Source organism: Nocardiopsis oceani (assembly GCF_054777395.1).
In genome coordinates, this window is sequence record NZ_BAAHAR010000043.1 from 46,498 (window position 1) to 68,180 (window position 21,683).

Genomic DNA, 21,683 nt, shown 5'->3' on the forward strand with positions numbered 1-21,683 from the left:
ACTCAGGGGTCGGCTGCCACGGCCCGTCCCGTCGCCAGCTCGGCGGCGCGGACGGCACTGACCACGGAGACCTCCCCCAGCAGGCCCGGGGCGGCCACTGAGTCACCGGCCAGGTGGACGCCCCCGCCGCGATCGATGGCGGGCCGGTCCCGCCAGGTGGTGCCGGGCAGGTCCAGAGCGCCGGTGCGGCCCCGGGCCACCTGGTCGCGCCGCCACGTCGACCGCTCCCGCCACCCGGGCAGCGCTGAGTCGAGGAACGCCTCCAGCCGGGCGGTGACCTCGGCCCGGGATTCTCCGGGGCGGACCGGGAGCTGGGCCTGCACCAGGTCCTCGCCGGTCGGCGCGAGAGAGGGGTCGATGACGCTGTAGCGCTCCACGAACCCGCACTCGTCGGCGTCGAAGACCAGGAACGGGTCCCGTCCGCCACGCACCAGACCCAGATCGACCATGAGGGTGTGGCCGCTCTCCCACGTCAGGGAAGCGTCATCGAGCAGGGCGCGTGCCGAATCCAGGGACGTCGCCACGATGGTCGGCCCCTCAGGAAGGGTGTGTACACGGGAGCCCGTCTCAATCCGCACCCCCATCTCCCGGGCCCGCGCGGCCAGGTGGTCCACCAGGGAGGACCAGCCGCCGAGCAGGTACCGGGGCGCGGGCCATCCCGGACGGGTCACCCGCAGGAACCGGTTCCAGACGAAGGCGGCCGACAGCCGCGAGGGCTCGGCGTGGAAGAGGACCACGCCCATCATGCTGCCGACCGCGCGGGCGGACTCCGCCCCCAGCTGCTCCTCCGCCCACGAGCCGAAGTCCCTGCCGTGCGGCGCACGCAGACCCCGGCGGGTGGCCGCCCGGAGCACGGCGGAAGGAGGGCCGCCGACCCGGCCCCGGTACCGCCAGCGTGTCCCGGCGGCGGCCCGCGCGGTCAGGCGCCTCGAAGGCGGGATCAGACCGCGCTGGTCCAACCAGGTGTACGCGGCACCGTCGGAGTAGAGGACGTGGGGCCCGTCATTGGCCACGTAAGGCGGCTCGGTCGAGCGGGCCCGCCCGCCGAGGGTCTGATGGGATTCCAGCAGGGTGACGTCGGCGCCGCGTTCGGCGCCGGCGATGGCCGCGGTCAGTCCGGCGAGGCCACCGCCCACAACGGTGATGTCCATGCCCCCTAGGACGGTTCGGGCCCGCGCATCCGTGACATCTTGTCCGGGTTCACCACCAGGTACACGTGTTGGACCCGGTCCCCGAAGATGTCCAGGAGGATGACGCCCAGCTGGTTACCGCCCGACGTCAGGGATACCGCTGGCCCTCCGTTGACCTCGGTGACCTCGGCCTGGAACCCCTCCGACGGGTCCGCGCCGGCGGCCGCGAGGAACCGCTCGGTATTGCGGGGGCTCGACACCGCGGCCAGGAACCGGCCCGTCTTGACCGCGCCTTCCAGGGTCCGAAGCGGCGCCCGCGCCTTGCCGCCGCTGTCGGCGACGAGGGTGGCGTCTGCCGCCAGCATCCCGGTGAGCCCGGCGAGGTCGCCTTCCAGGCAGGCTTGGAGGAAGCGTTCGGTGATCCGCCGCCGTTTGGCCCGGTCGGCCTCGAACCGCGGGCGGCGCTCCCGGACGTGGTCTCTGGCGCGCCGGGCCAGCTGCCTGGTGGCGGCCTCCTCACGGCCGATGGCCTCGGCGATCTCGGCGTAGGGGAGCTGGAAGGCCTCGCGGAGGACGAAGACGGCCCGCTCCAACGGGCTGAGGGTCTCCAACACGACCATCAGCGCGAACTCCACGGAGTCGGCGAGCTCGGCCTGCTCGGCGGCGTCCGGCTCACCGCTCACCGGTTCGGGCAGCCACTCGCCCACGTAGGACTCGCGCTGGGAACGGGCCTGGCGCAACCGGTCGATGGCCAGCCGGGAGACCACGGTGACCAGGTAGGCGCGGGGATCGTCGACCCCGCCCGCGTCCACGCGGGACCAGCGCAGCCAAGCTTCCTGCACCACGTCCTCGGCGTCGGCCGATGTTCCCAGGATCCGGTAGGCGACACCGTTCAGCAGGGAGCGGTGCTCCTCGAAGAGCTCTGTCGTCATGTCAGGGAAGACGTATCACGAAACCCCGTCCGTGACACGCCTGCGCGGCAGATCCGGATCAGCCCCCGATGTACTTCTTCCACTCGTCGTCGGCCTCTCCGTCTGCGGCGAGCCAGTACGGCACGAACTTGATGGGAAACGGGAAATCGGTCTCGAAGGTGTCTTCGCCGTAGACCTGGGTCACGTCCCTGTACTGACCGTTCTCCAACCTCATCTCACTGATGCCTGTCTCACCTTGGATCGGGTTGATCTGGTTTTTGGCGGTGCAGACCCCGTCCTTCAGGGCGGGGATAACCGCCCCCGCCCAGAAATGTCACACCCTCCCGCTACGGTCGCCTCCAGGATCGAGGGGGAGGTGTGTGCTGTGCTGACGGGATTCCGGTACCGGCTCGCGCTCACTGACGCCCAGGCCCGCCAGTGCGCCGAGTACGGCGACATCTGCCGCGCGGTGTGGAACACCGCCCTGGCCCAGCGCCGCCACTTCGTGGACCGGTGGCAGCGCGGCTACGCCGCCCCCTACTGCGGCTACCACCTCCAAGCCACACAGCTGGCCCAGGCCAAGACCGAAGAGACCTGGCTCAAGGCCGCCCCCTCGCACATCCTGCAGCAGACCCTCAAGGACCTGGAACGGGCCTGCACCGAGCACGGCACCTTCGACGTCAACTTCCGGCCCAAACACCGGTGGAAACCGTCCTTCCGCTTCCCTGACGGGCCCCGCATCACCATCGAGCGCTTGGGCCGCAAATGGGGGCGGGCCAAGCTGCCCAAACTCGGGTGGGTGCGCTTGCGCTGGTCCCGAGCCCCCAAGGGCACCATCCGCTCGGCCACTGTGCGCCGCGACGGGGCGCACTGGTACCTGTCCCTGCTCTGCGAGGACGGCGAACTCACCCCCGCCGAGCACGCGGTGCCCGACTCGGCGGTGGGGGTGGACCGGGGCGTGGCCGTGGCGGTGGCCACCTCCCAGGGCGACCTGTTCGACCGCACCTTCCAAATTCCGAAAGAGGCCGAGCGGGAGCGGCGTCTGCGCCGCCAGCTGGCCCGCCGACGCAAGGGGTCGGCGAATCGGGCCAAGACCAAGCGGGCCCTGTCGCGGGTGACCGGGCGGGTGCGGGCCCGGCGCGCCGACTTCAGCGCCCAGACCGCGCACGTTCTGTGTGACAAGAACGCCGTCGTGGTGTTGGAGAAGCTCAACACGAAGGACATGACCCGCTCGGCCAAGGGCACCACCCAGGCTCCTGGGAAGAGGGTGCGGCAGAAGGCGGGGTTGAACCGGGCGATCCTATCCAAGGGCTGGCACGGGTTCAAGCTGGCCTGTGTGAACCGGGCCCGCCGTACCGGGACCAGCATTGTGGAGGTCGATCCCGCGTACACGTCCCAGACCTGTTTCGAGTGCGACCATGTGGACTCGAAGTCCCGCGAGAGCCAAGCGGTCTTTCGGTGCACTGCGTGTGCGCATACAGATCATGCGGATGTGAACGCGGCCAAGAACACCGAGAAGCGCGGATGGACTAGCCGTTTACGGTGAACCGTGCCAGCCTGCGGAGACCTCTGGGGTGCCATGTCCGCGAAGCAGGAACCTGCTGCCGCCGCGAGGCGGACAGCGCCACCAGACCTTGGTCTGGTCGGAATCCCTCTCGCTTCAGGAGAGGGAGGAAGTCAAGAGCCAGTATGACTCGACACCGAACTTCGCGTATTCGACGCGTTTGGTGTTGGCGTCGCGCAGCACGCTCTCAGGCGACACGATCTCCACCGCCAGGACTGGAGGGCGGTTCAGGTGGGTGCCCGCGGTGGAGGCATCGTCCGTTCGGATCACCGCGAGGTCGGGTATGCGGTGGTGGGTTCGGTCCGCCTTGAAGTTGATGCCCGGCCCCGTGTAGGGGCGGAACCCTTGGGGGCACAGGCTGATCAGCAGGTAGGTCAGCCGTGTGTCGACCGTCGAATGGATGAGGGAGGGTGCGGGGGACACGTCAAGCCTCCCGTCGACCAGCTCGTACCGCCGTCCGTCGTCCGGGATGCGCGCCAGGTCGTCGACGGTCAGGGGCCGTTCGGATGCTTCCGATCGCCGAGTGGTCATGACAGACATACTGCCTCCCCAGGTGCATGAGAGCCAGCATCCCGAGCTAACACCGGGTTACCGGTGGGTTCTCGAAAAGTGCTTGCCTGTGGTCCTGGGCGGTTCTAGGTTGGCGCGACCTGGAGTGTCGAGGAGAGGGGATTCGGGTGTACCGACTTCGGGAGTGGCACCGGGGTGACGCGGACCGGCTGTTGGCGGCCTACGCCTGGGAGGAGCTCACCTGGCAGGAGGCCGATGTGCCGCACACGCGGGACGAGGCCCTGGAGTGGATCGAGTACCGCGCGGTCCTGGCCAAGGAGCAGGACGTCCACGGGTTCGCGGTGGTGGACGGGATGGACAGGGCGCTCGGGCACGTGCAGCTCGCGGTGACCAGCCGCGTGCACGACCTCGGCTGGCTTTCCTTCTGGACGCACCCAGCGGAGCAGGGGCGGGGCGTGGCCTCGGGCGGGGCGCGCCTGGCCACGGAGTTCGCCTTCGACCAGCTGGACCTGTTCCGGGTGGAGATGGGTCACCGGCTGAACAACCCGGGTTCGTGTGTGGCCGGGCAGCGGGCGGGCTTTCGCCCTGAGGGGATCGAGCGGGCCAAGCTCCGGTACGGGACTTCGCGCTACGACACGGGCAGCCACGCCCGCCTGGTCTCGGATCCGGCGGACGGTGTCGCGGAAGGGGTCTGCGGCGGCTGAACACGGGGGCTGACCGGGGTCCATGGGCACCGGACCCGGATCCGAGGGCTGAGTACCCGGTTTCCTGGGACGAGGTCCCTTGAACACGGAAGCGGGGCACGGTGTGTGAACGCCGTGCCCCGCGATACCCGTGTTCTGGGGTGCCGCTGACTACCAGCCGATGACCGAGGTGCCGGAGGTGATGCTCTTGGACACCACGTTGCAGCCCTCGGAGCTGAAGCCGGAGAAGGAGATCACGTCGGCGCAGACCGGCACCGTGACGTTCTGGATGTTGGCGTTGTTGTCCGCGGCGGCGGTACCGGACATGGCGCCCAGGGCGAGGCCGGTGGCGAGGATGAGACCGGAGACGGCGGTGATGCGCTTCATGTTGTGCTTCCTTTTCGGATCGCGGTGTGCGGTTGGTTCTGGCAGGTCTAGCGGGGGAGTTCGCCGGGACGACTACTCGTGGACGGCGATGCCGGAGTGGGCGTCCCAGTCGACGACGTTGCAGCCGCTGGCGCTGACGCCGGAGGCCTTGAGGACGTCCACGCAGATGGGGATGGTGATGTTCTGGATGTCGGCGTTGTTGTCGGCCGCAGCGGTGCCGGAGAGGGCACCGAAGGCGAGGCCGGTCGCCAGGACGAATCCGGAAACCTTGGCGATACGGGACATGATGGTTACCTTTCGGAAGTGCAAAACGGGTTGGCTGCAGCCGCCGTAATTAACCTAGCGTAGTCACTCGCATGCTCGAAGTAGTTTCCGGGAAGAATCCAGAGTTTCCCTAGACTTTTCTCGGCTTCACGGGGTGCATGTCGGACAAATCTCTGCTTAGCTCTCCGCCGTGTTACACAACCGAAAGTTGCGCTCGCGGTAGGTTCTCGCGAATGCATCGGAAGTATGCACAATCCGATATGGGATGACCTAGGCACACAGAAGGCCTGCCCCAGACACGAAAAAGGCCCGCACGTCGCCGTGCGGGCCCTGTGGTCTGGCTGCGGGTGCGGCTACCAGCCCTGCTGTCCGTAACCCGGGTACTGCTGACCGTAGCCGGGCTGCTGGCCATAGCCGGGCTGCTGCCCGTACCCCGGCTGCTGCCCGTACCCCGGGTACTGCTGCTGGTCGTAGCCGGGGTAGGGCTGCTGCTGCCCGTAGCCCTGGCCGTAACCCGCATACGGGTCGTGTTGCGGCTGCGCACCCGTGGGGTGCTGAGGGTAGGGCTGCTGCTGGCCGGACTGGTCCTGCTGCGGGGCCTGCTGTTGCTGCTGAGCCTCGGCCTGCCCCGTGTCCTTCTTGGCTGTGTCCGGACGGAAGATGAACAGACGCGCGGGAGCGGACTCGCCGCCAGCCTCACTCGGCGTGATCAGGTCCAGGTGCCACCCCGCCTCCTCGATGCCCTCGAGAATGCGGGTCAGGCCGGGGCGCAACTTGCTGGAAGGCTCGTCGTAGGCGTTGACCTCGAGCTGGATGATGAACATCCGGCGCTTCTGCTGCGCGGCGACCTTGGCGTGCTCGACGACCGTGCTGTCCCTCACGACCTGTGTGACGCTCATGAAAAACCGTACCCATCTGCTCTGCGGAGCTGCTTCACCCGTCTGGCTTATTCCCGGTCGTCCGCGTCCACCGTGGCGGGATTCCGCCGGGCTCCGCCCCCATCATGCCTTCTATGGGTTCATCTGGCCACAGAAGGCCGGAGTCACCACGGACACGGAGGGTCAGATCGCGGTGGCGCGGACGGCCTCGACGACGGGTGTCTCGCCGTTCACGAGGTTGAGAACCCTCTTCGTCGTGCCTGGTTCGTCCAACAGCGCGACAATCACGGCGGCCACGTCGTTCCGCGTCACCGAGTCGCGCTCCACGTCCTCACCCAGCGACACCTGGCCGGTTCCGGCCTCGTCGGTCAGCCGCCCGGGCCGCAGGATGGTCCAGTCCAGGTCGAGGTCGTGCTCACGGAGCTCGTCGTCCGCGGCCTTCTTCGCCGCCACATAGGCGGCCCACACCTCGTCGGTGCCCTCCGGCACCGGCTTGTCCACGTTGATCGCGGAGACCTGCACCAGGCGGCGCACCCCCACGAGAGCGGAGGCGTCCGCGGTCAGGGCCGCGGCCTTGTGGTCCACGGTGGTCTTACGGGCCGCGCCGCTGCCCGGGCCGGCACCCGCGGCGAACACGACCGCGTCGGCGCCCATGATCTTCTCTCCCAGCTCGGTGACCGTGGCTTCCTCAAGGTCGATGAGGACCGGCTCGGCTCCGGCGTCGACGACGTCCTGGATGTGGTCGGGATTCCTGATGAGGGCGACGGGCTGGTCACCGCGGTCGGCCAGAAGCCTGGCGAGCCGCAGTGCGATCTTCCCGTGTCCCCCGGCGATGACGATACGCATGGGGGCAGCGTATTGCCTCTGGGCCTGCGAACCCGGGGAGGACTCCCGGGCGGCGCCTGTGAAGTTCTCGGCGCCGCCCGGAGCAATACCGTTCGGCCCGCCCTTCGGACGGGCTCGCCTCAGTCGACCGTCCAGGTGTCGCCGCTGGCCAGCAAGGCCGCGAGCTCACCGTCGCCGCGCTCGGCACGCGCGTCGGCCACCTGTTCGTTGACCAGGTCGTCGTAGGTGGGTCGCCGCACGTCCCGGAACACACCGACCGGAACGTGCTCGAAGGCCGGGTAGTCCAGGCGGGACAGCGCGAACGCGTATCCCGGGTCCTGGCGGTGCGCGTCGTGCCGGATCAGCCGGTCCTCACCGACCGAGTCCACGTCCACGACCTCGAGCCCGCCGAACTCACCCGTGACCACACCCCGGTCCGGCCCCGACCTCAGCGGTTCACCGTGCTCCATCCGCAGCAGGCGCAGGTCCCGGGCGGTCGGGTCCTTCAACGGTTCGAAGGCGTCGTCGTTGAAGATCGGGCAGTTCTGGTAGATCTCGACGAACGACGCCCCCGGGTGGTCCGCCGCCGCCCGCAGCACCGACGTCAGGTGCTTGCGGTCGGAGTCCACTGTCCGCGCCACGAAGCCCGCCTCCGCGCCCAAGGCCAACGAGACCGGGTTGAACGGATGGTCCAGCGAGCCCACCGGCGAGGACTTGGTGATCTTCCCGGCCTCGGACGTGGGGGAGTACTGGCCCTTCGTCAACCCGTAGATCCGGTTGTTGAACAGCAGGATGTTGATGTTGACGTTGCGGCGCAGCGCGTGGATGAGGTGGTTTCCGCCGATGGACAGGCCGTCGCCGTCACCGGTGACCACCCACACGGACAGGTCGGGACGGCTGGTCGCCAGCCCCGTGGCGATCGCCGGGGCACGCCCGTGGATCGAGTGCATGCCGTAGGTGCTCAGGTAGTACGGGAAGCGCGAGGAGCAGCCGATCCCGGACACCATCACGATGTTCTCGCGCGGGACGCCCAGCTGGGGCAGGAAGGACTGGAAGGCGGCGAGGACCGCGTAGTCACCGCACCCCGGGCACCAACGCACGTCCTGGTCGGACTTGAAGTCCTTCATCTTGTACGCGGTGTCCGTTTTCGGGACCAGCCGAAGGCCGGCCAGTTCGCCCTCGTGGCTCAAGTTCTCAGTCACGGTCGATGACCTCCTGCAGCACATCCGCGAGTTCTTCGGCCTTGAACGGTAGGCCGCGGACCTTGTTGTAGCCGATGACGTCCACCAGGTACCGGCCCCGCAACAGCAGGGACAGTTGACCGAGGTTGATCTCCGGGACCACGACCCGGTCGTAGCTCCGCAGGACTTCGCCCAGGTTGGCCGGGAACGGGTTGAGGTGGCGCAGGTGGGCCTGGGCCACCCGGCCGCCCGCGCGCCGCACCCTGCGCACGCCGGCGGTGATCGACCCGTAGGTGCCGCCCCAACCCAATACGAGGACCTTGGCGTCCCCGGTCGGGTCGGACACCTCCAGCTCGGGGATGTCCCGGACGATCGCGTCGACCTTGCCCTGGCGGGTGCGCACCATGAGGTCGTGGTTGGTCGGCGTGTACGAGATGTCGCCGCTCTCCGCGTGCTTCTCGATCCCGCCGATGCGGTGCTCCAGCCCCGCCGTGCCCGGTACCGCCCACGGGCGGGCCAGCGTCTCCTCCTCGCGGAGGTACGGCAGGTACCCACCGTCCGGGCCGTTGGGTTCGGTGGCGAAGGAGGGGTCGATGACCGGCAGCTCCGACACCTGGGGAAGCCGCCACGGCTCCGAACCGTTGGCCAGGTACCCGTCGGAGAGCATCACCACCGGGGTCCGGTACTTCACTGCCAACCGGGTCGCCTCCAGTGCCGCGTCGAAGCAGTCCGCGGGGGAGGAGGGGGCCACCACCGGCAGCGGTGACTCGCCGTTGCGCCCGTACATGGCCATCAGCAGGTCCGTCTGCTCGGTCTTGGTGGGCATGCCCGTACTCGGGCCGGCCCGCTGCACGTCGATGATGAGCAGCGGGAGTTCGGTCATCACGGCGAGGCCGACGGCCTCCTGCTTGAGCACCATGCCCGGTCCCGAGGTGGTCGTGACACCCAGGGAACCGCCGAACGCCGCGCCGAGGGCCGCGCCGACCCCCGCGATCTCGTCCTCGGCCTGGAAGGTGCGCACACCGAACCGCTTGTGCTTGGACAGCTCGTGCAGGATGTCCGAGGCCGGGGTGATCGGGTAGGAGCCCAGGAACAGCGGTAGGCCCGACTGCTTGGACCCCGCGATCAGCCCGTAGGCGGTGGCCAGGTTCCCGGTGATGTTCCGGTAGGTGCCCGCAGGGAGCTTCGCGGGCTTGACCTCGTAGGAGACCGCGAAGTCCTCGGTGGTCTCGCCGAAGTTCCAGCCGGCCTGGAAGGCCGTGAGGTTGGCCGCCAGGATGTCCGGCTTGCTCGCGAACTTCGACTTCAGGAACGAGGTGGTCCCCTCCGTCGGCCGGTTGTACATCCAGGACAGCAGCCCCAGCGCGAACATGTTCTTCGCGCGCTGGGCGTCCTTCTTGGAGAGGTCGGTGTCGGCCAGGGCTGCCACCGTCATAGAGGTCAGGCCCACGGCGCTCACGTGGAACGCGTCCAGGGTCCCGTCCGTGAGCGGGTCGACCGAGTAACCGACCTTGGTCAGGCTGCGTTTGGTGAACTCGTCGGTGTTGACGATGACCGTGGCTCCCCGCGGCAGGTCGCCGAGGTTCGCCTTGAGCGCGGCGGGGTTCATCGCGACCAGAACGTCTGGGGCGTCCCCGGGCGTCATGATGTCGTGGTCGGCGAAGTGCAACTGGAAACTGGAGACCCCGGGAAGGGTGCCGGCAGGGGCCCGGATCTCCGCGGGGAAGTTCGGCAGGGTCGATAGGTCGTTGCCGAACGACGCGGTGTCCTGCGTGAAGCGGTCACCGGTCAACTGCATGCCGTCGCCGGAGTCTCCGGCGAAGCGGATGATGACCCGGTCGAGCTGTTCGATCTGTTTGGCCACTGAGATCGACGACCTCCTTGGTGAGCCGCCGGTCGTGACGGGCGGCGGCGCTCGGGTGTCTGCCCCCGGTCGGACCGCACCGTCGCGGGCCGGGAGTCTGGATCGGGGGCAAAGGGACAGCGTGGGCCCTCACGCGCGCTGAGTGCGCCAACCCAGCGCGGCGTTCTGCGGCTGTTGGACCGCGACCGGGTCGTCAGGCTGCGGACCATCAACGACACGGCCATCCGCACGCCTCGACGAGGAATCGTCCCGTCTTTTCGGTGCGCGGAGTGATAAGGGCCACGGTCGCACTATAGGTCGTCGACCCCACCCCAGGGCGAACCGGGTGGCCATAATCACAACCCGACCCGGCCCGTGAGAGGGATGTGACCGACAGCTGGTCACATGGGGAACGCAAGACGCCGACCCGCACGTTTGTCACCATGTACGCATCCAAAGCCGGGCAGCGGTGAACAGCGGAAGGAGAGGGCGTGCACGTCAACGCGATCCGCGCGGTCGGACTGTTCGTCGGCGCTTCGGTGTTCGTCGTCGTGGTCGGCTGGCTGTGCGGTGCGGAGAAGGGCGCCCAGATCTCGATCGCCCTCGTGGCCTGCGCCGCGATCCTCGTCTACCTGTTCGGGGACTCCCTTGCTCTGCGGGCCATGCGTGCCCGGCCGGTCAGCGAGATCGAACGCCCCGAGCTCTACCGGATGGTCCGGGAACTGGCCACGACCGCCAAGCAGCCGATGCCGAAGCTGTACCTGTCGCCGGTCCGGTCGCCCAATGCGTTCGCGGCTGGGAGCACCCCGCGCCGCGCCGCCCTGTGCTGCACCACGGGCCTCTTGCGGACCCTCAACGAACGCGAGCTGCGCGGGGTCCTGGCCCACGAACTGGCCCACATCCGTTCGCACGACACCTTGATCAGCTCGGTGGCGGCGACACTCACCGGACTCATCACCGCGCTCACGGTGATCTCCTTCCTGCTCCCGCTGGGAGATTCGGAGGAGACGGACATGCCGAACCTGCTGGGTGGTCTGATGGTCGCCGTGCTGGCGCCGCTGGCGGCGCTGGTCGTCTACTTCGGTGTGGGGCGCGCGCGGGAGTTCCGGGCCGACGAAAGGGCGGCGGAGGTCACCGGGGACCCGTTGGGTCTGGCCGACGCGCTGCGCAAACTGGAGTCCGGGAACCGGGCCTACCCGCTGCCCAGGGAACGCGCTCTGCTGGCCACCTCGCACCTGATGACCACGAACCCGTTCCCGGGTGCCGTGGGCCGCCTGTTCGCCGCGCACCCGCCGGTCCAGGAGCGCATCCGCCGGCTGCGGGAGCTGCGCCGCAAATGGGACCTGAACTGAAGGGACCACGGTAGGAGAACGGACGGCGGCCGCCCGCCCCAGAAGGGGAGGGCGGCCGCCGTCCTTCCGCGAGGACCGGTCCTACCGGTAGTTCACGAACTGGAGGGCCAGGTCGAAGTCCTTCTCCTTGATGAGGTTCATGACCCCCTGGAGGTCGTCCTTCTTCTTGGAGCTGACACGCAGCTCTTCACCCTGGATCTGGGCTTTGACGCCCTTCGGACCCTCGTCGCGGATGAACTTGGAGATCTTCTTGGCGTCCTCGGAGGAGATGCCCTCCTTGAGGTTGATCGGAAGCCGGTACTCCTTGCCGGAGGGCTTGGCCTCCTCGGCGGCGTCCAGGACCTTCAGGGAGATCTTGCGCTTGATCAGCTTCTCCTTGAAGACCTCGAGGGCGGCGGCGGCCCGCTCCTCGGAGCCGCTCTTGATCTCGATGCCGTTCTCGCCCTGCCAGGCGATGGTGGTCCCGGTGCCCTTGAAGTCGAACCGCTGGGCCAGCTCCTTGGCCGCCTGGTTCAGGGCGTTGTCGACCTCCTGCCGGTCGAGCTTGGACACCACGTCGAAACTGGATTCGGCGGCCACGTACTCTCACACCCCGCTACGTCTCATGGGTCACGGGCGCTGTCGGGCACCCGCAAGCGTTTCGTCCGGCCCGGACCGGGCCGGGTTCAGAGCTTAGCCCCGCCCACCCAGACTGCCCGAAACGCCTGGTCAGAGACGCGCCAGGTAATCGATTTCAGGTTCGGGCCGATCATCGGCTATTGTTCTTCATGCGCCGCGACGCACAGACGTCGCCGCAGCCCAGGCAGGTTGCCCGAGCGGCCAATGGGAGCGGACTGTAAATCCGTCGGCTTTGCCTTCGAAGGTTCGAATCCTTCACCTGCCACACTGGGGAACGAAGCCCCCGGCACCACGGTGCCGGGGGCTTCGTCGTGTTCGGGGCGGTTGATCACCTTAGGTGAGGGTGGACACGGAGGGTCAGGGGATTCGGGCGGTTGCGGGACGGTCACGCTCACGCCACAGCATTATCACTGTGGGTGATGGGTGGGATGGCGGTGTCGGTGGGTGGCGCCCGAGGTCTTCTGGGTGGTTCGGGGTGCTTTGCGGGGAGTCCCGGCTGAGCTCCTGCGGGGGTGCGTCCGGGTTCGTGCGGTGCGCCCGGTTGGCCGGTTCGGGGCTGCCTTGGCGCGGTGTCAGGCCTTTGCGTGGGACGCGCAAAAGAAGGCCCAATTTCCCCATTTCCATTGTGGGACATGTGGAATTTCCCCGGCAATTTGGACAAATGGATTCCCGGGTTTCGGCGTTGACAAAAAGCGGGGGCCGGATGATGATTGCTCCAGTCCACCGCGACACAGGTGCATGAAGCGCCTGCGTCTTTTTCTGTCAATGCCTCGCATGATTTTCGGGGGAAACATGATCAAGAAGCTGACCGCTGCTGGCCTGGTCGCTGGTGCCGCGATGGGCGCGCTCCTCATGGGCGCTCCCGCTCACGCCTCGCACGGTGGTGACCAGCAGTTCAACCAGAACCTGCAGCTCGTTCCGGTGCAGTCCTGCAACCTGACGGGCAGCGTCGGTGCGGTTGCCGTCACCGTGCCGATCCTGTCGCCGCAGACCACCGGCGACTGCGTGAACGGCCCCGTCGGCACCAACATCAGCTAGTTCCGGCAATTAGCTCAACCGAGACAATATCTCAAACTTTTTCGAAGGGTAATTCAATGCTGCGTAAGCTCGGTGTTGCCGGCCTCGTTGCTGGTGCCGCTTTCTCCGCCGTCCTGGCCGCCACCCCGGCCTCCGCCTCGCACGGTGGGGACCAGCAGTACAACCAGAACCTGCAGGCCGTCCCGGTCCAGCTGTGCAACACCAGCGCGGCCGCCGGCCTGGTCGGTGTGAACGTGCCGATCCTGTCGCCGCAGACCACCGGCGACTGCGTCAACGGCCCCGTCAGCACCAACATCCAGTAGGAGAAGCCCAGAATGCGCAAGTTCACCGCTGCCACCGCCATCGCCGGTGTCGCCCTGGGCGCCATCCTCGCCGCGGCTCCCGCGTCCGCCTCCCACGGCGGCGACCAGCAGTTCAACCAGAACCTGCAGGCCGTCCCCGTTCAGCTCTGCAACACCGAGCTGGCTGTCGGGCTGCTGGCCGGGGTCAACGCGCCCATCCTGTCGCCGCAGACCACCGGCGACTGCGTCAACGGCCCCGTCAGCACCAACATCCAGTAGGAGAACCGCAGATGCTGCGCAAGTTCACCGCCGGCACGGCGATCGCCGGTATCGCGCTCGGCGCGATGCTCGCGGCCGCTCCGGCCTCCGCCTCGCACGGTGGCGACCAGCAGTTCAACCAGAACCTCCAGCTGGTTCCGGTTCAGCTGTGCAACACCGAGCTGGCTGTCGGGCTGGTCGGCGCCAACGTGCCGATCCTGTCGCCGCAGACCACCGGCGACTGCGTCAACGGCCCGGAAGGCACCAACATCAGCCACGACAGCCACGGCTACTAGTGGCGACCGGCTGACACCACGGAGTGGTGAGGGGCCATGAGGGCCCAGTGACGTAACAGAGCGTGATCGAGGCCCCCCGGTGTGTGCCGGGGGGCCTTGCCGTGGTCCAGGGGCCATGATGGCCGCAAACGAGGAGGCGAGATGAAGCGCACGCTGTTGGTCGGGGCCGCCCTGGCGCTGGCGGTCTCCGCCTGTGGTCAGCAGGACGACACTGACGGGGGCGATGCCCCCGACGTCGACGTGACACCGGAGGCCCCGAACCCCGAGGCCGGGGAGGGTGGCGCCGGTGACGACGACCAGGTGTACGTCCTCAACCTGCACGGCGACGAGGAGGGGTTCGACGACCGGCGTCCGGAGGACTACGTCGCCACCGAGTTCACGACCTTCACCGACATGGACTGGGACGAGTGGGACGAGGAGCGCGCGGTGGGGGAGGGAGACGTTCTGGGCACCTGGTGCATGGACCAGAACTGCCAGGACGACCCCTACGACATCGAGATCGAACTCGGGGACCCGGTGGAGGCGGAAGGCTCCTGGTACTTCAGTACCTACACGGTGATCGATGACGAAGACATCCCGGAGGAGCAGCTCGAGGCGATGGAAGACGCCGACGGGGGCCAGCTCAACGTCCCCGCCGCCGCGGAGTGAACGTGAGGTTGGACTCCGCTCTCCCTTCGGCGAATCCTTAGAAAGTTCAGAAAACGCGTGAAATGCCTGCTCAGGACGGGTCGCCAGGCAGGATGTGTAAGGCCGGAGGGTGCCGAACCGGACGTGGTGAGCTCCTGAGGTCTCTAGTCTGCTGAGTTGTGGGACTCAACCAGAGAGCGGGCGACCGCACGGACGATGGACAGGGCACCGGGGACCTCCCGGTGCCGCGACACGGCCGTGCTGCCCTGCTGCGCCTGGCCACCTGGTTCGAGGAGGCCGAACCGGACCGGGCCGACGCTCTGGCCACCGCCGCCTTCGCTCTCCACCCCGCCCGCCACCTGGAAGGCCGCGTCGACGACGGCGTCGCGGCGACCACCAGCTGGTGGCAGGCCGAGGCCGACCGCAGCACCGTCACCGAGCACCCCGGCACCCGGCCCCCCGAGCCGGTGCGCGACCACCGCGCCCAGCAGGCCCGCCTGCGGGACGCCGCCGAGTCCTCCGCCCACTGGCGGCGCGCTGGAGCCGAACAGATCCGCGACCTGCTCGGCGAACCCACCGGAGACCAGGCCCGCCTGGACCTGTCCGGTGCCGGCATGGAGGTCCTCATGGAACTCCTCACCGCCGCTCTCGGTTCCGGCGACGCCGCCCGCCGCCCCACTTCCGCCGGTGACCTCGAGTTCGGCCTGCGCCTGCACGTGTACGCGGCGCCCGGCGCCGAGGTCACGGTCCGGGGGGAGGGCGGCGACCTCACCCTGGAGGGACTGCGGCTGTGCATGACCTCCTACGAACAGCACACCGTCGAGGAGCGGTTCTCTCCGAGCGAGGAGCCGCCCCCGCCCTCCGATCCGCCGGTCAGCACCACCGACACCCCTGTCGACGAACCAGGCCTCACCGATAGCCTCGCCGGACCCGAACCTGAGCGGGGACCCGAATCCGAGCGCGAGTCGGCACCCGAGCGCGATCCGGAACCCGGGGGAGAACCGGACGTGGAGATCACCGGCCCCATCGACATCTCCACGCACACGTCCCGGACACGGAGGTGGGGGTGATGGAGACGAACACCTACACCGAGGACGCCGCCCTCCTCGGTGAGCGGCAGGCCGCCGCGCGCGCCCTTATGGCCAACCCCCTGCTCACCCAGCGCACCCGGCCGATCGAGTTCACGCTCGTGCGCTCGCACGCCGAATGGCTCGTCCAGCGCTTCCAGCGGGTCCTCGGCTACCACCTCACCGTGGCCGACGACCACGCCCGGCTGTTCAAGCGGGGGCTGGTCGACGAGGTCGTCCAGCCGCCGACCCGTGCCACCGGAGCCCGCTTCTCGCCCCGAACCCACACCTACCTCGCCCTGGCGCTCGCCGTCCTGGTCGAGCAGACCGGACCCACCACGGTCCGCTCCCTCGCCATCCGGGTCCGCGCGGCCGCCCGCGAGGCCGGAATCGATGCGGACCCCGCCCGAGGCCTGGGCGAACGCCGGGCCTTCTGCGCGGCCCTGCGCCACCTGATCGACCTCGGTGCGCTCACCGAGACGTCCGGTACCGTCCGCGCACACCAGGCCGATGCCTCCGTCGATGCCGAACTCTCCTCGGACACCGACGCGCTGCGCTCGGTCGCCGTCCACCTGCCCAAGGCCGGGGACGACCCCGACACCTTCCTCGCCTACGCCGCGGACCCGGACCCGGAGAGTGACCAAGCGGGCGAGATCGCCCTGCGCCGACTGCTCGCTGAGACCGCCGTCGTGTACCGAGAGGAGTTGACCGGGCGCCAGCGCGATCGCCTGTCCGCGCACCAGTGGCGGGCCGCCGGCGCGCTCGGGAACCTTCTCGGCTGCGACACGGAGATCCGCGCCGAAGGTGTGGCGCTCGTCATGTCGGACGAGACCTCCTCGCGCCCGCGCTTCCCCACGGACGATCCCGTCGGACACACGGCCCTGGCCTTGGTCCGTCACCTTTCCGGCCGCCTGCACCCCGGCCGTCCAGCCACCTCAGTCCCCGTCCCCGACGGGGAACTGGACACCGCATTGGAGGCGTTCGGTGGCGTGGACGCCCCGATCCGGGCCGAGTGGGCGCGTACCGCGGGCCCCGAAGTACCCGACCCGGGCCGGCTGTCCGCCCTTGTGCTGGCACTCCTCACCGACCTCGGGCTGCTCACAGGGGGTCCGGGGGAGTGGGGTCTCACCGCGGCCGCGGCACGTTTCGGTGCCGAAGTGGACGATCGCGTCCCCCGGATCCAGGACAATGACGAAGACAGCCGGACACACCCCGTGCAACCGCGTGGTTCCGGTCACGACGAGCCCGAGGCCCAAGCCGACCCCCGCGGTGACCTCGACCGGGTGGCGTCCGTGCTGCAAGCGGTGGCGAACGAGAAGGTGAGCGCGACCAGTGGTGACTCAGGAGACGAGAGAGGCCCTCGGGACGGCTCCGGCTGACCCTGCCGACACCCCCCGTTACCGCCTCGAACGCGCGGGAATCCGGAACGTGTGGCAGTACGACGACCACGTTCTGGACTTCGCCGAGGGGCGGCTTCTGCTGCGCGGCCGCAACGGCGCGGGTAAGTCCAAGGCGCTCGAGATGCTGCTCCCCTTTCTCCTGGACGGGGATGTCCGGCGCCTGGACACCACCGGCACCAACCGCACCAGCCTGCGCTGGCTCATGGCCGACGACCACCGGGCCCCCATCGGCCCGGCCGGGGAGGACACCGGCCCGGACCTGCTGGGCGGCTCCACCGGCGAGCCCGAGACCGACGCGTCCCAGGGCGACAACCCCGTGCCGGACTCCTCCGAGGCGGAAGCCCTCGGGGACGACAACGGGCCCGCCACCCGCCTCGGCTACCTGTGGGTGGAGTTCACCACCGCGCGCGGAGACCGCGGCCTGGACGCCGCCACCCGCGTCCCCGCGAACCCCAACACCGCATCGGCCCTGCTGGCCGCTTCCGCACCCGACACCTCGGACCAGCCCGGCCCCGACGCGCCACCCGAGTACCTCACCCTCGGAGCCGCGGTCATGGCCGTCGGCGACGCCGACCCGCGCTGCGTGTACTTCGTGACCCACCGCCGTGTCGGCCACGACCTCGAACTCGTCACCGACGGCCGCCCCAAACCCGTGGACCGGCTGCGCTCGGAGATCGGCGCCGACAACTGCTTCACCAGCGCCGTCCCCTACCGCGCCAGGGTGATGCATAGCCTGTTCGGAATCGACGACTCGGTCCGCTACCGCAACCTCATCCACCTGCTCTACCGGCTGCGCCGCCCCACCATCGGCGACCGCCTCGAAGCCGGAGAGCTGGTCAGCGTCCTGTCTGAGGCGCTCCCGCCCATGGACCAGTCCGTCCTGGACGAGGTCGCACGCAACATCGCCGACCTCGAACAGGCCCGCAACGAGAAGGACGCGCTCACCGAGGCCGGTGCCGGGGTCACCGACTTCCTCACCGACTACCACGGCTACCTCCTCCACGCCCTGCGCACCCGCGCAGCCGAGGTCCGCGAACAGCTCGACGCGTGCACCCGACGCGCCGAGGACACCGACCGCCTGCGCGCCGAGCTGGACCAGCTCATCACCGCGGAGAGCCAGATCGCCGAGGAGCGAGATCAGGCCCGCCGTACCCGCGACACCGCCAACGCGGACGAGGGGACCCTCGCCTCCGCCCAGAACAGCGCCGCGACGGCCACCACCAATGAGCGCCAGGCCTTCGACGCCGCCGTGGGCGCCTACATCCGGGCCGCCGAGGCGGCCTGGGCCGCCGCCGACCACGCCGCCACCACCGAGACCCACGCGGTCGAGCGCCTGGGCGAGGACACGGCCGCCATCGAGCGCGCCTTGGAGATCCTGCGCCAGACACACCTGGAGGCCTCCCGGGCCGCCACCGCCGCCGGGCTGGATCCCCAGACGCTCGGTAAGGTCCCCGACGCCCGCACCACGGTCCACGCGCCTCGGGAGAGCACGACCCGGGTCGACCTCCAAGGGCTCGAACAGGCGGTGGAACGTGAGCCCGTCGACGGCATCGACCTCGCCGACCTGCGTGAGCAGCTGGGACGCCTCCACGACAGCCTCACCTCAGCCGCGGAGGCCGCGGCTGACCGCACTGACCTCGCCGCCCGTCTGACCGGCCTCACCGCTGCCGAAGCCGCCACCGACCGCCGCCTGGTAGCCCTGACCAGCGAAGCCGAGAGCGCTGAGGGCGGACTGGAACACACCCACACCAGGGAGAAGGACGCCATCGCCGCCCTGCGAGAGCAGAGCGCCGCGTACGCCGACGGTGTCCGTTCGTGGGCCTCCAGCCTGCGCGAATCCAGCCACGCCCACGCCCTCGGCGACGCCATCCACGAGCTGGAGGGCAGCGTCGAGCTGCCCATCACCGACGCGCTCCGCGTCCTGGCCCCCGGCGTCCCCGCCACGGTCGCCCGCCTCGCCCACACCGCCGTCGACCCGCTCCTCGAGGAGCTGCGCGCCCGCCGCGACGTCGCCGTCAACGAGGAGGGGCAGCTCGCCGACGAGCTCGCCGACCTCGCCGACCGAAGGGCGAAAGCGGACAGTGCCCCCGAACGCCCCGACTGGGCCACCTACCCGCGCCCAGAGGCCGACGGGGTGCCCTTCCACCTCGCCGTCGACTTCGCGGACGGCCTCACCTCCCGCGAACAGGCCGGGCTGGAGGCGGCGCTGGAGGCCAGCGGGCTGCTCAGCGGATGGATCCGCGCGGACGGAACCCTCTACGACCCCAGCACCCGCGACCTCATGGTCACCGCGGCCCGCCCCGCCAAGGGCCGAACCCTCCTCGACGTCCTCGTCCCCGTCGCCGTTCCCGACCGCGGCGTGCACCACGACCACCTGCGCGCCCTCCTCGCCTCCATCGCCCTGCGCTCGGAGGCGCCCGACAGTGCGGAGGACACCGAGGCCAAGCACCGCCGCGACAGTTCCGTAGCCACCGTCAGCTCGATGTCGCTCACCGGCAGCTGGCGCCTCGGAGTGGCCTCGGGCGCCCACTTCAAGAGCGAGCCCGAGTACATCGGTGAGGCCGCCCGCAAACGCGCCCGCGACCGGCAGTCCGCCAACACCGACCGGCGCATGGCGATCGCGGAAGCGCTCCTGGCCGAAGCGGGGGAGCGGCGCTGGGCGGTCGAGCACTCCTACTCAGAACTGCTGGACGTCTCCCGGGACCTGCCCGACTCCGCTCCGCTCATCCGCGCCTGGGCCACCCTCGACGTGGCCAGGGGAGACGTCTCCGCCGCCCGTCGCGTGCACGAAACCGCGAGGACGGCGGCCGAGTCCGCGCGCTCCGAACTCCTCGACATCCGCTCCCGGCTGCGCGATGCCGCCCGCGACGAGGACCTGCCCACGGTCCGCGCCGAACTCGACAGCACCCTGCGCGCCCTAGACCACCTGCGGGTCCTCATCGCCTCCGCCCTGCGCGACCTCGACGTCCTCGCCTGGGAGCTCGTCGACCACGAACGCCACATCAGCGCCTGGTCCAGGACACGCGCTGCGCGCGTCCTGGCCGAGGACGCCCGCGTCGGCGCGATCGATGACATGATCACCGTCCGCCGCCAGTTCGAACTCGGTGACCGGGCCAGAGGCGTGCCCGGAGAACAGGTCGACGCCGCCCGCGAACAGGTCCGTGCCCGCGCTGACGAGGCCGCCGAACGCCTCCCCGAACTCGAACGCGACGCCCAGCGCGCCCGCGACGAGCGCGTCAGCGCCGAGGCCCGCCTCGACGTGGCCACCGCCGAACGCGCCGCACAGGTCCGCCTCGCCCTGGCCGCCGGAGAGAACCTCACCTCGTCCGTGAGCGGAACCGGGGCCGGGGACGAGGCCGCGGGCACCGTCCCCGATGCCGTCCTGCTCGGTGCCGCGGGGCTGGCGGACTGTGCCGCCGAGGACGCGCCCCTCGCCCGCTACCTGGAAGCCGTCAAGGGCCGAACGGACGCGGAAGCGGTCGGCCCGGACGAGCGCCTCTCCTACCTGGCCTCCTTCGTGAGCCAGCTGGAGGAGGGCCTGGCAGCCCAGGAACAGCAGGACGTCGCCGAGGTGGACGACAGCGCCATCCTCGGGAGCCGTGAGGAACTCCATCGCCTCCTCACCTCGATGGGCCGTTCCCAGACCCGCACCGAGCTCACCGAGCCGCGGGGGATCAAACGCCTCACCGTCCACGACGAGGACGGCGCACACGACGTCACCGCCTACGCCGAACGCGTCACCGAGGCCGTCGCCCGGGCCGAGGAGACCGTCGCGATCGCGGAGGAGGAGGCCTTCGAACGCCACCTGCTGGGTGAGCTCGCCGGACACCTGTCCCGCCAGATCGACGAGGCGCGCGCCCTCATCGCGACCATGAACAACGTCCTCAAGGACGTCACGACCTCGGCCGGGCTCGGTGTGCGCCTGGACTGGAGCCTGGCCCCCGACGCCGGAGCCGACATCGAAGCAGTCGTCCCGCTACTGGCCACCCCGCCGGAGGAGCGCACACGCGTCCAGACCACGCGCCTGCGCGACGCCCTGCGCCGCTGCATCGAGGCGATCCGCCGACTGGACCCCACCGCCACCGGCGGTGCCCAGCTCCGTGCCGCCCTGGACTACCGGTCCTGGTTCACCTTCACCGTCTACGTCACCGACTCCGCCGGTGACGAGCGCCGACTCGGCCACCGCACCGCCCTCAGCCAGGGCGAGCAGCGCGTGGTCGCCTACCTGGTGCTGTTCGCCGCGGCCGCCGCTCAGTTCGACGCACTAGCGGCACGGGCGCCATGGGCGCCGCGCCTCATCCTGCTGGACGACGCCTTCGCGAAGGTCGACGAACCCACGCACGGTCGCCTGCTCGGCCTGCTGGTCGAGCTCGACCTGGACTTCGTCCTCACGTCCGAACGCGTGTGGGGTTGTTTCGCGAGCGTGCCGAGCCTCAACATCTACGAGTGCTTGCGCGACCCCAACGTGCCAGGGATCGCGACGCTGCACTTCACTTGGGACGGTAGTCGGAGGAAGCTGGTCGGGGTGTAGCCCGGGACCCGGGGACGGGTGACGGGTGCGTTCCGGCGG

The 21,683-nt window shown here is 69.7% G+C and carries 22 protein-coding genes and 1 tRNA gene; 12 read left to right on the forward strand and 11 right to left on the reverse strand.

The features are described from left to right. Positions 1–2: 2 nt before the first annotated feature. Genes ACYVDG_RS24255 through ACYVDG_RS24265 form a run of 3 tightly spaced genes read right to left on the reverse strand, consistent with a single transcriptional unit; the run spans position 3 to position 2,246 of the window. Positions 3–1,151: a phytoene desaturase family protein gene (locus ACYVDG_RS24255; protein ID WP_460757965.1), complete on the reverse strand. Its 1,149-nt coding sequence runs from the start codon at positions 1,149–1,151 to the stop codon at positions 3–5. Between the two features lie 5 nt (positions 1,152–1,156). Next, entirely contained in the window at positions 1,157–2,062 is a 906-nt protein-coding gene (gene sigJ, locus ACYVDG_RS24260; RefSeq protein WP_460757968.1) for an RNA polymerase sigma factor SigJ, read from the reverse strand. Between the two features lie 58 nt (positions 2,063–2,120). Beyond that, positions 2,121–2,246, reverse strand: coding sequence for a hypothetical protein (locus ACYVDG_RS24265; protein WP_460757971.1), 126 nt, complete (start codon positions 2,244–2,246; stop codon positions 2,121–2,123). Positions 2,247–2,426: 180 nt separating this feature from the next. On the opposite strand from ACYVDG_RS24265, the gene ACYVDG_RS24270 reads away from it, so the two are divergent. Next, positions 2,427–3,587: an RNA-guided endonuclease InsQ/TnpB family protein gene (locus ACYVDG_RS24270; protein WP_460757974.1), complete on the forward strand. Its 1,161-nt coding sequence runs from the start codon at positions 2,427–2,429 to the stop codon at positions 3,585–3,587. 114 nt (positions 3,588–3,701) lie between these two features. On the opposite strand, the gene ACYVDG_RS24275 is transcribed toward ACYVDG_RS24270, so the two are convergent. Next, complete coding sequence (locus ACYVDG_RS24275) at positions 3,702–4,136, reverse strand: Uma2 family endonuclease (RefSeq protein ID WP_460757978.1); 435 nt, start codon at positions 4,134–4,136, stop codon at positions 3,702–3,704. Between the two features lie 146 nt (positions 4,137–4,282). Between ACYVDG_RS24275 and ACYVDG_RS24280 the strand changes: the two genes are divergently transcribed. After that, entirely contained in the window at positions 4,283–4,819 is a 537-nt protein-coding gene (locus ACYVDG_RS24280) for a GNAT family N-acetyltransferase (protein WP_460757983.1), read from the forward strand. A 150-nt stretch (positions 4,820–4,969) separates the two neighbouring features. Here ACYVDG_RS24280 and ACYVDG_RS24285 read toward each other — a convergent pair whose 3' ends face one another. From ACYVDG_RS24285 to ACYVDG_RS24310, 6 genes are all read right to left on the reverse strand, one after another. After that, positions 4,970–5,185 (reverse strand): hypothetical protein, encoded by a 216-nt coding sequence (locus ACYVDG_RS24285; protein WP_460757985.1) that lies wholly within the window; start codon positions 5,183–5,185, stop codon positions 4,970–4,972. A 72-nt stretch (positions 5,186–5,257) separates the two neighbouring features. Next, on the reverse strand, positions 5,258–5,470 hold the full coding sequence (locus ACYVDG_RS24290) for a hypothetical protein (protein WP_460757988.1): 213 nt from the start codon (positions 5,468–5,470) through the stop codon (positions 5,258–5,260). Between the two features lie 332 nt (positions 5,471–5,802). Further along, on the reverse strand, positions 5,803–6,348 hold the full coding sequence (locus ACYVDG_RS24295) for a hypothetical protein (protein WP_460757991.1): 546 nt from the start codon (positions 6,346–6,348) through the stop codon (positions 5,803–5,805). A gap of 162 nt (positions 6,349–6,510) precedes the next feature. After that, positions 6,511–7,173, reverse strand: coding sequence for an NAD(P)H-binding protein (locus tag ACYVDG_RS24300; RefSeq protein ID WP_460757995.1), 663 nt, complete (start codon positions 7,171–7,173; stop codon positions 6,511–6,513). Positions 7,174–7,292: 119 nt separating this feature from the next. Then, positions 7,293–8,279 carry a 2-oxoacid:ferredoxin oxidoreductase subunit beta gene (locus ACYVDG_RS24305; RefSeq protein WP_460758061.1) on the reverse strand — a complete coding sequence of 329 codons (987 nt, stop codon included), beginning with the start codon at positions 8,277–8,279 and terminating at the stop codon, positions 7,293–7,295. A 67-nt stretch (positions 8,280–8,346) separates the two neighbouring features. Continuing rightward, positions 8,347–10,197, reverse strand: coding sequence for a 2-oxoacid:acceptor oxidoreductase subunit alpha (locus tag ACYVDG_RS24310; RefSeq protein WP_460757999.1), 1,851 nt, complete (start codon positions 10,195–10,197; stop codon positions 8,347–8,349). A gap of 470 nt (positions 10,198–10,667) precedes the next feature. Here ACYVDG_RS24310 and ACYVDG_RS24315 point away from each other — a divergent pair, with 470 nt between their 5' ends. Beyond that, positions 10,668–11,528: a M48 family metalloprotease gene (locus ACYVDG_RS24315; protein ID WP_460758003.1), complete on the forward strand. Its 861-nt coding sequence runs from the start codon at positions 10,668–10,670 to the stop codon at positions 11,526–11,528. 81 nt (positions 11,529–11,609) lie between these two features. Here the strand turns inward: ACYVDG_RS24315 and ACYVDG_RS24320 are convergent, their stop codons facing one another. After that, positions 11,610–12,107: a YajQ family cyclic di-GMP-binding protein gene (locus ACYVDG_RS24320; RefSeq protein ID WP_460758007.1), complete on the reverse strand. Its 498-nt coding sequence runs from the start codon at positions 12,105–12,107 to the stop codon at positions 11,610–11,612. 222 nt (positions 12,108–12,329) lie between these two features. Between ACYVDG_RS24320 and ACYVDG_RS24325 the strand changes: the two genes are divergently transcribed. From ACYVDG_RS24325 to ACYVDG_RS24365, 9 genes are all read left to right on the forward strand, one after another. After that, a tRNA-Tyr gene (locus ACYVDG_RS24325) sits at positions 12,330–12,411 on the forward strand. A 527-nt stretch (positions 12,412–12,938) separates the two neighbouring features. After that, positions 12,939–13,184, forward strand: a complete 246-nt coding sequence (locus tag ACYVDG_RS24330) for a hypothetical protein (protein ID WP_460758011.1) — start codon at positions 12,939–12,941, stop codon at positions 13,182–13,184. Between the two features lie 56 nt (positions 13,185–13,240). Continuing rightward, a complete protein-coding gene (locus ACYVDG_RS24335; RefSeq protein WP_460758015.1) occupies positions 13,241–13,486 on the forward strand; it encodes a hypothetical protein in 246 nt (81 codons plus the stop codon). A gap of 12 nt (positions 13,487–13,498) precedes the next feature. Then, the gene (locus ACYVDG_RS24340) at positions 13,499–13,744 is read left to right on the forward strand and encodes a hypothetical protein (RefSeq protein WP_460758018.1); all 246 of its coding nucleotides are present in this window, start codon (positions 13,499–13,501) and stop codon (positions 13,742–13,744) included. An 11-nt stretch (positions 13,745–13,755) separates the two neighbouring features. After that, complete coding sequence (locus ACYVDG_RS24345) at positions 13,756–14,019, forward strand: hypothetical protein (RefSeq protein ID WP_460758021.1); 264 nt, start codon at positions 13,756–13,758, stop codon at positions 14,017–14,019. Positions 14,020–14,160: 141 nt separating this feature from the next. Continuing rightward, entirely contained in the window at positions 14,161–14,667 is a 507-nt protein-coding gene (locus tag ACYVDG_RS24350) for a hypothetical protein (protein ID WP_460758024.1), read from the forward strand. Positions 14,668–14,825: 158 nt separating this feature from the next. Beyond that, a complete protein-coding gene (locus tag ACYVDG_RS24355; protein WP_460758026.1) occupies positions 14,826–15,716 on the forward strand; it encodes a DUF2397 family protein in 891 nt (296 codons plus the stop codon). Then, complete coding sequence (locus tag ACYVDG_RS24360; protein ID WP_460758029.1) at positions 15,716–17,092, forward strand: TIGR02678 family protein; 1,377 nt, start codon at positions 15,716–15,718, stop codon at positions 17,090–17,092. Before ACYVDG_RS24355 ends, ACYVDG_RS24360 begins: the two co-directional genes overlap by 1 nt. Beyond that, complete coding sequence (locus ACYVDG_RS24365) at positions 17,046–21,644, forward strand: TIGR02680 family protein (RefSeq protein ID WP_460758031.1); 4,599 nt, start codon at positions 17,046–17,048, stop codon at positions 21,642–21,644. The genes ACYVDG_RS24360 and ACYVDG_RS24365 overlap by 47 nt, the downstream gene beginning before the upstream one ends. Positions 21,645–21,683: the final 39 nt, after the last annotated feature.

Coding starts and splice junctions, on each gene's coding strand:
- ACYVDG_RS24255 (WP_460757965.1), bottom strand. CDS start 1,151: ATGGACATCACCGTTGTGGGCGGTGGCCTCGCCGGACTGACCGCGGCC.
- sigJ (WP_460757968.1), bottom strand. CDS start 2,062: ATGACGACAGAGCTCTTCGAGGAGCACCGCTCCCTGCTGAACGGTGTC.
- ACYVDG_RS24275 (WP_460757978.1), bottom strand. CDS start 4,136: ATGACCACTCGGCGATCGGAAGCATCCGAACGGCCCCTGACCGTCGAC.
- ACYVDG_RS24285 (WP_460757985.1), bottom strand. CDS start 5,185: ATGAAGCGCATCACCGCCGTCTCCGGTCTCATCCTCGCCACCGGCCTC.
- ACYVDG_RS24290 (WP_460757988.1), bottom strand. CDS start 5,470: ATGTCCCGTATCGCCAAGGTTTCCGGATTCGTCCTGGCGACCGGCCTC.
- ACYVDG_RS24295 (WP_460757991.1), bottom strand. CDS start 6,348: ATGAGCGTCACACAGGTCGTGAGGGACAGCACGGTCGTCGAGCACGCC.
- ACYVDG_RS24300 (WP_460757995.1), bottom strand. CDS start 7,173: ATGCGTATCGTCATCGCCGGGGGACACGGGAAGATCGCACTGCGGCTC.
- ACYVDG_RS24305 (WP_460758061.1), bottom strand. CDS start 8,279: ATGAAGGACTTCAAGTCCGACCAGGACGTGCGTTGGTGCCCGGGGTGC.
- ACYVDG_RS24330 (WP_460758011.1), top strand. CDS start 12,939: ATGATCAAGAAGCTGACCGCTGCTGGCCTGGTCGCTGGTGCCGCGATG.
- ACYVDG_RS24335 (WP_460758015.1), top strand. CDS start 13,241: ATGCTGCGTAAGCTCGGTGTTGCCGGCCTCGTTGCTGGTGCCGCTTTC.
- ACYVDG_RS24340 (WP_460758018.1), top strand. CDS start 13,499: ATGCGCAAGTTCACCGCTGCCACCGCCATCGCCGGTGTCGCCCTGGGC.
- ACYVDG_RS24345 (WP_460758021.1), top strand. CDS start 13,756: ATGCTGCGCAAGTTCACCGCCGGCACGGCGATCGCCGGTATCGCGCTC.
- ACYVDG_RS24350 (WP_460758024.1), top strand. CDS start 14,161: ATGAAGCGCACGCTGTTGGTCGGGGCCGCCCTGGCGCTGGCGGTCTCC.
- ACYVDG_RS24360 (WP_460758029.1), top strand. CDS start 15,716: ATGGAGACGAACACCTACACCGAGGACGCCGCCCTCCTCGGTGAGCGG.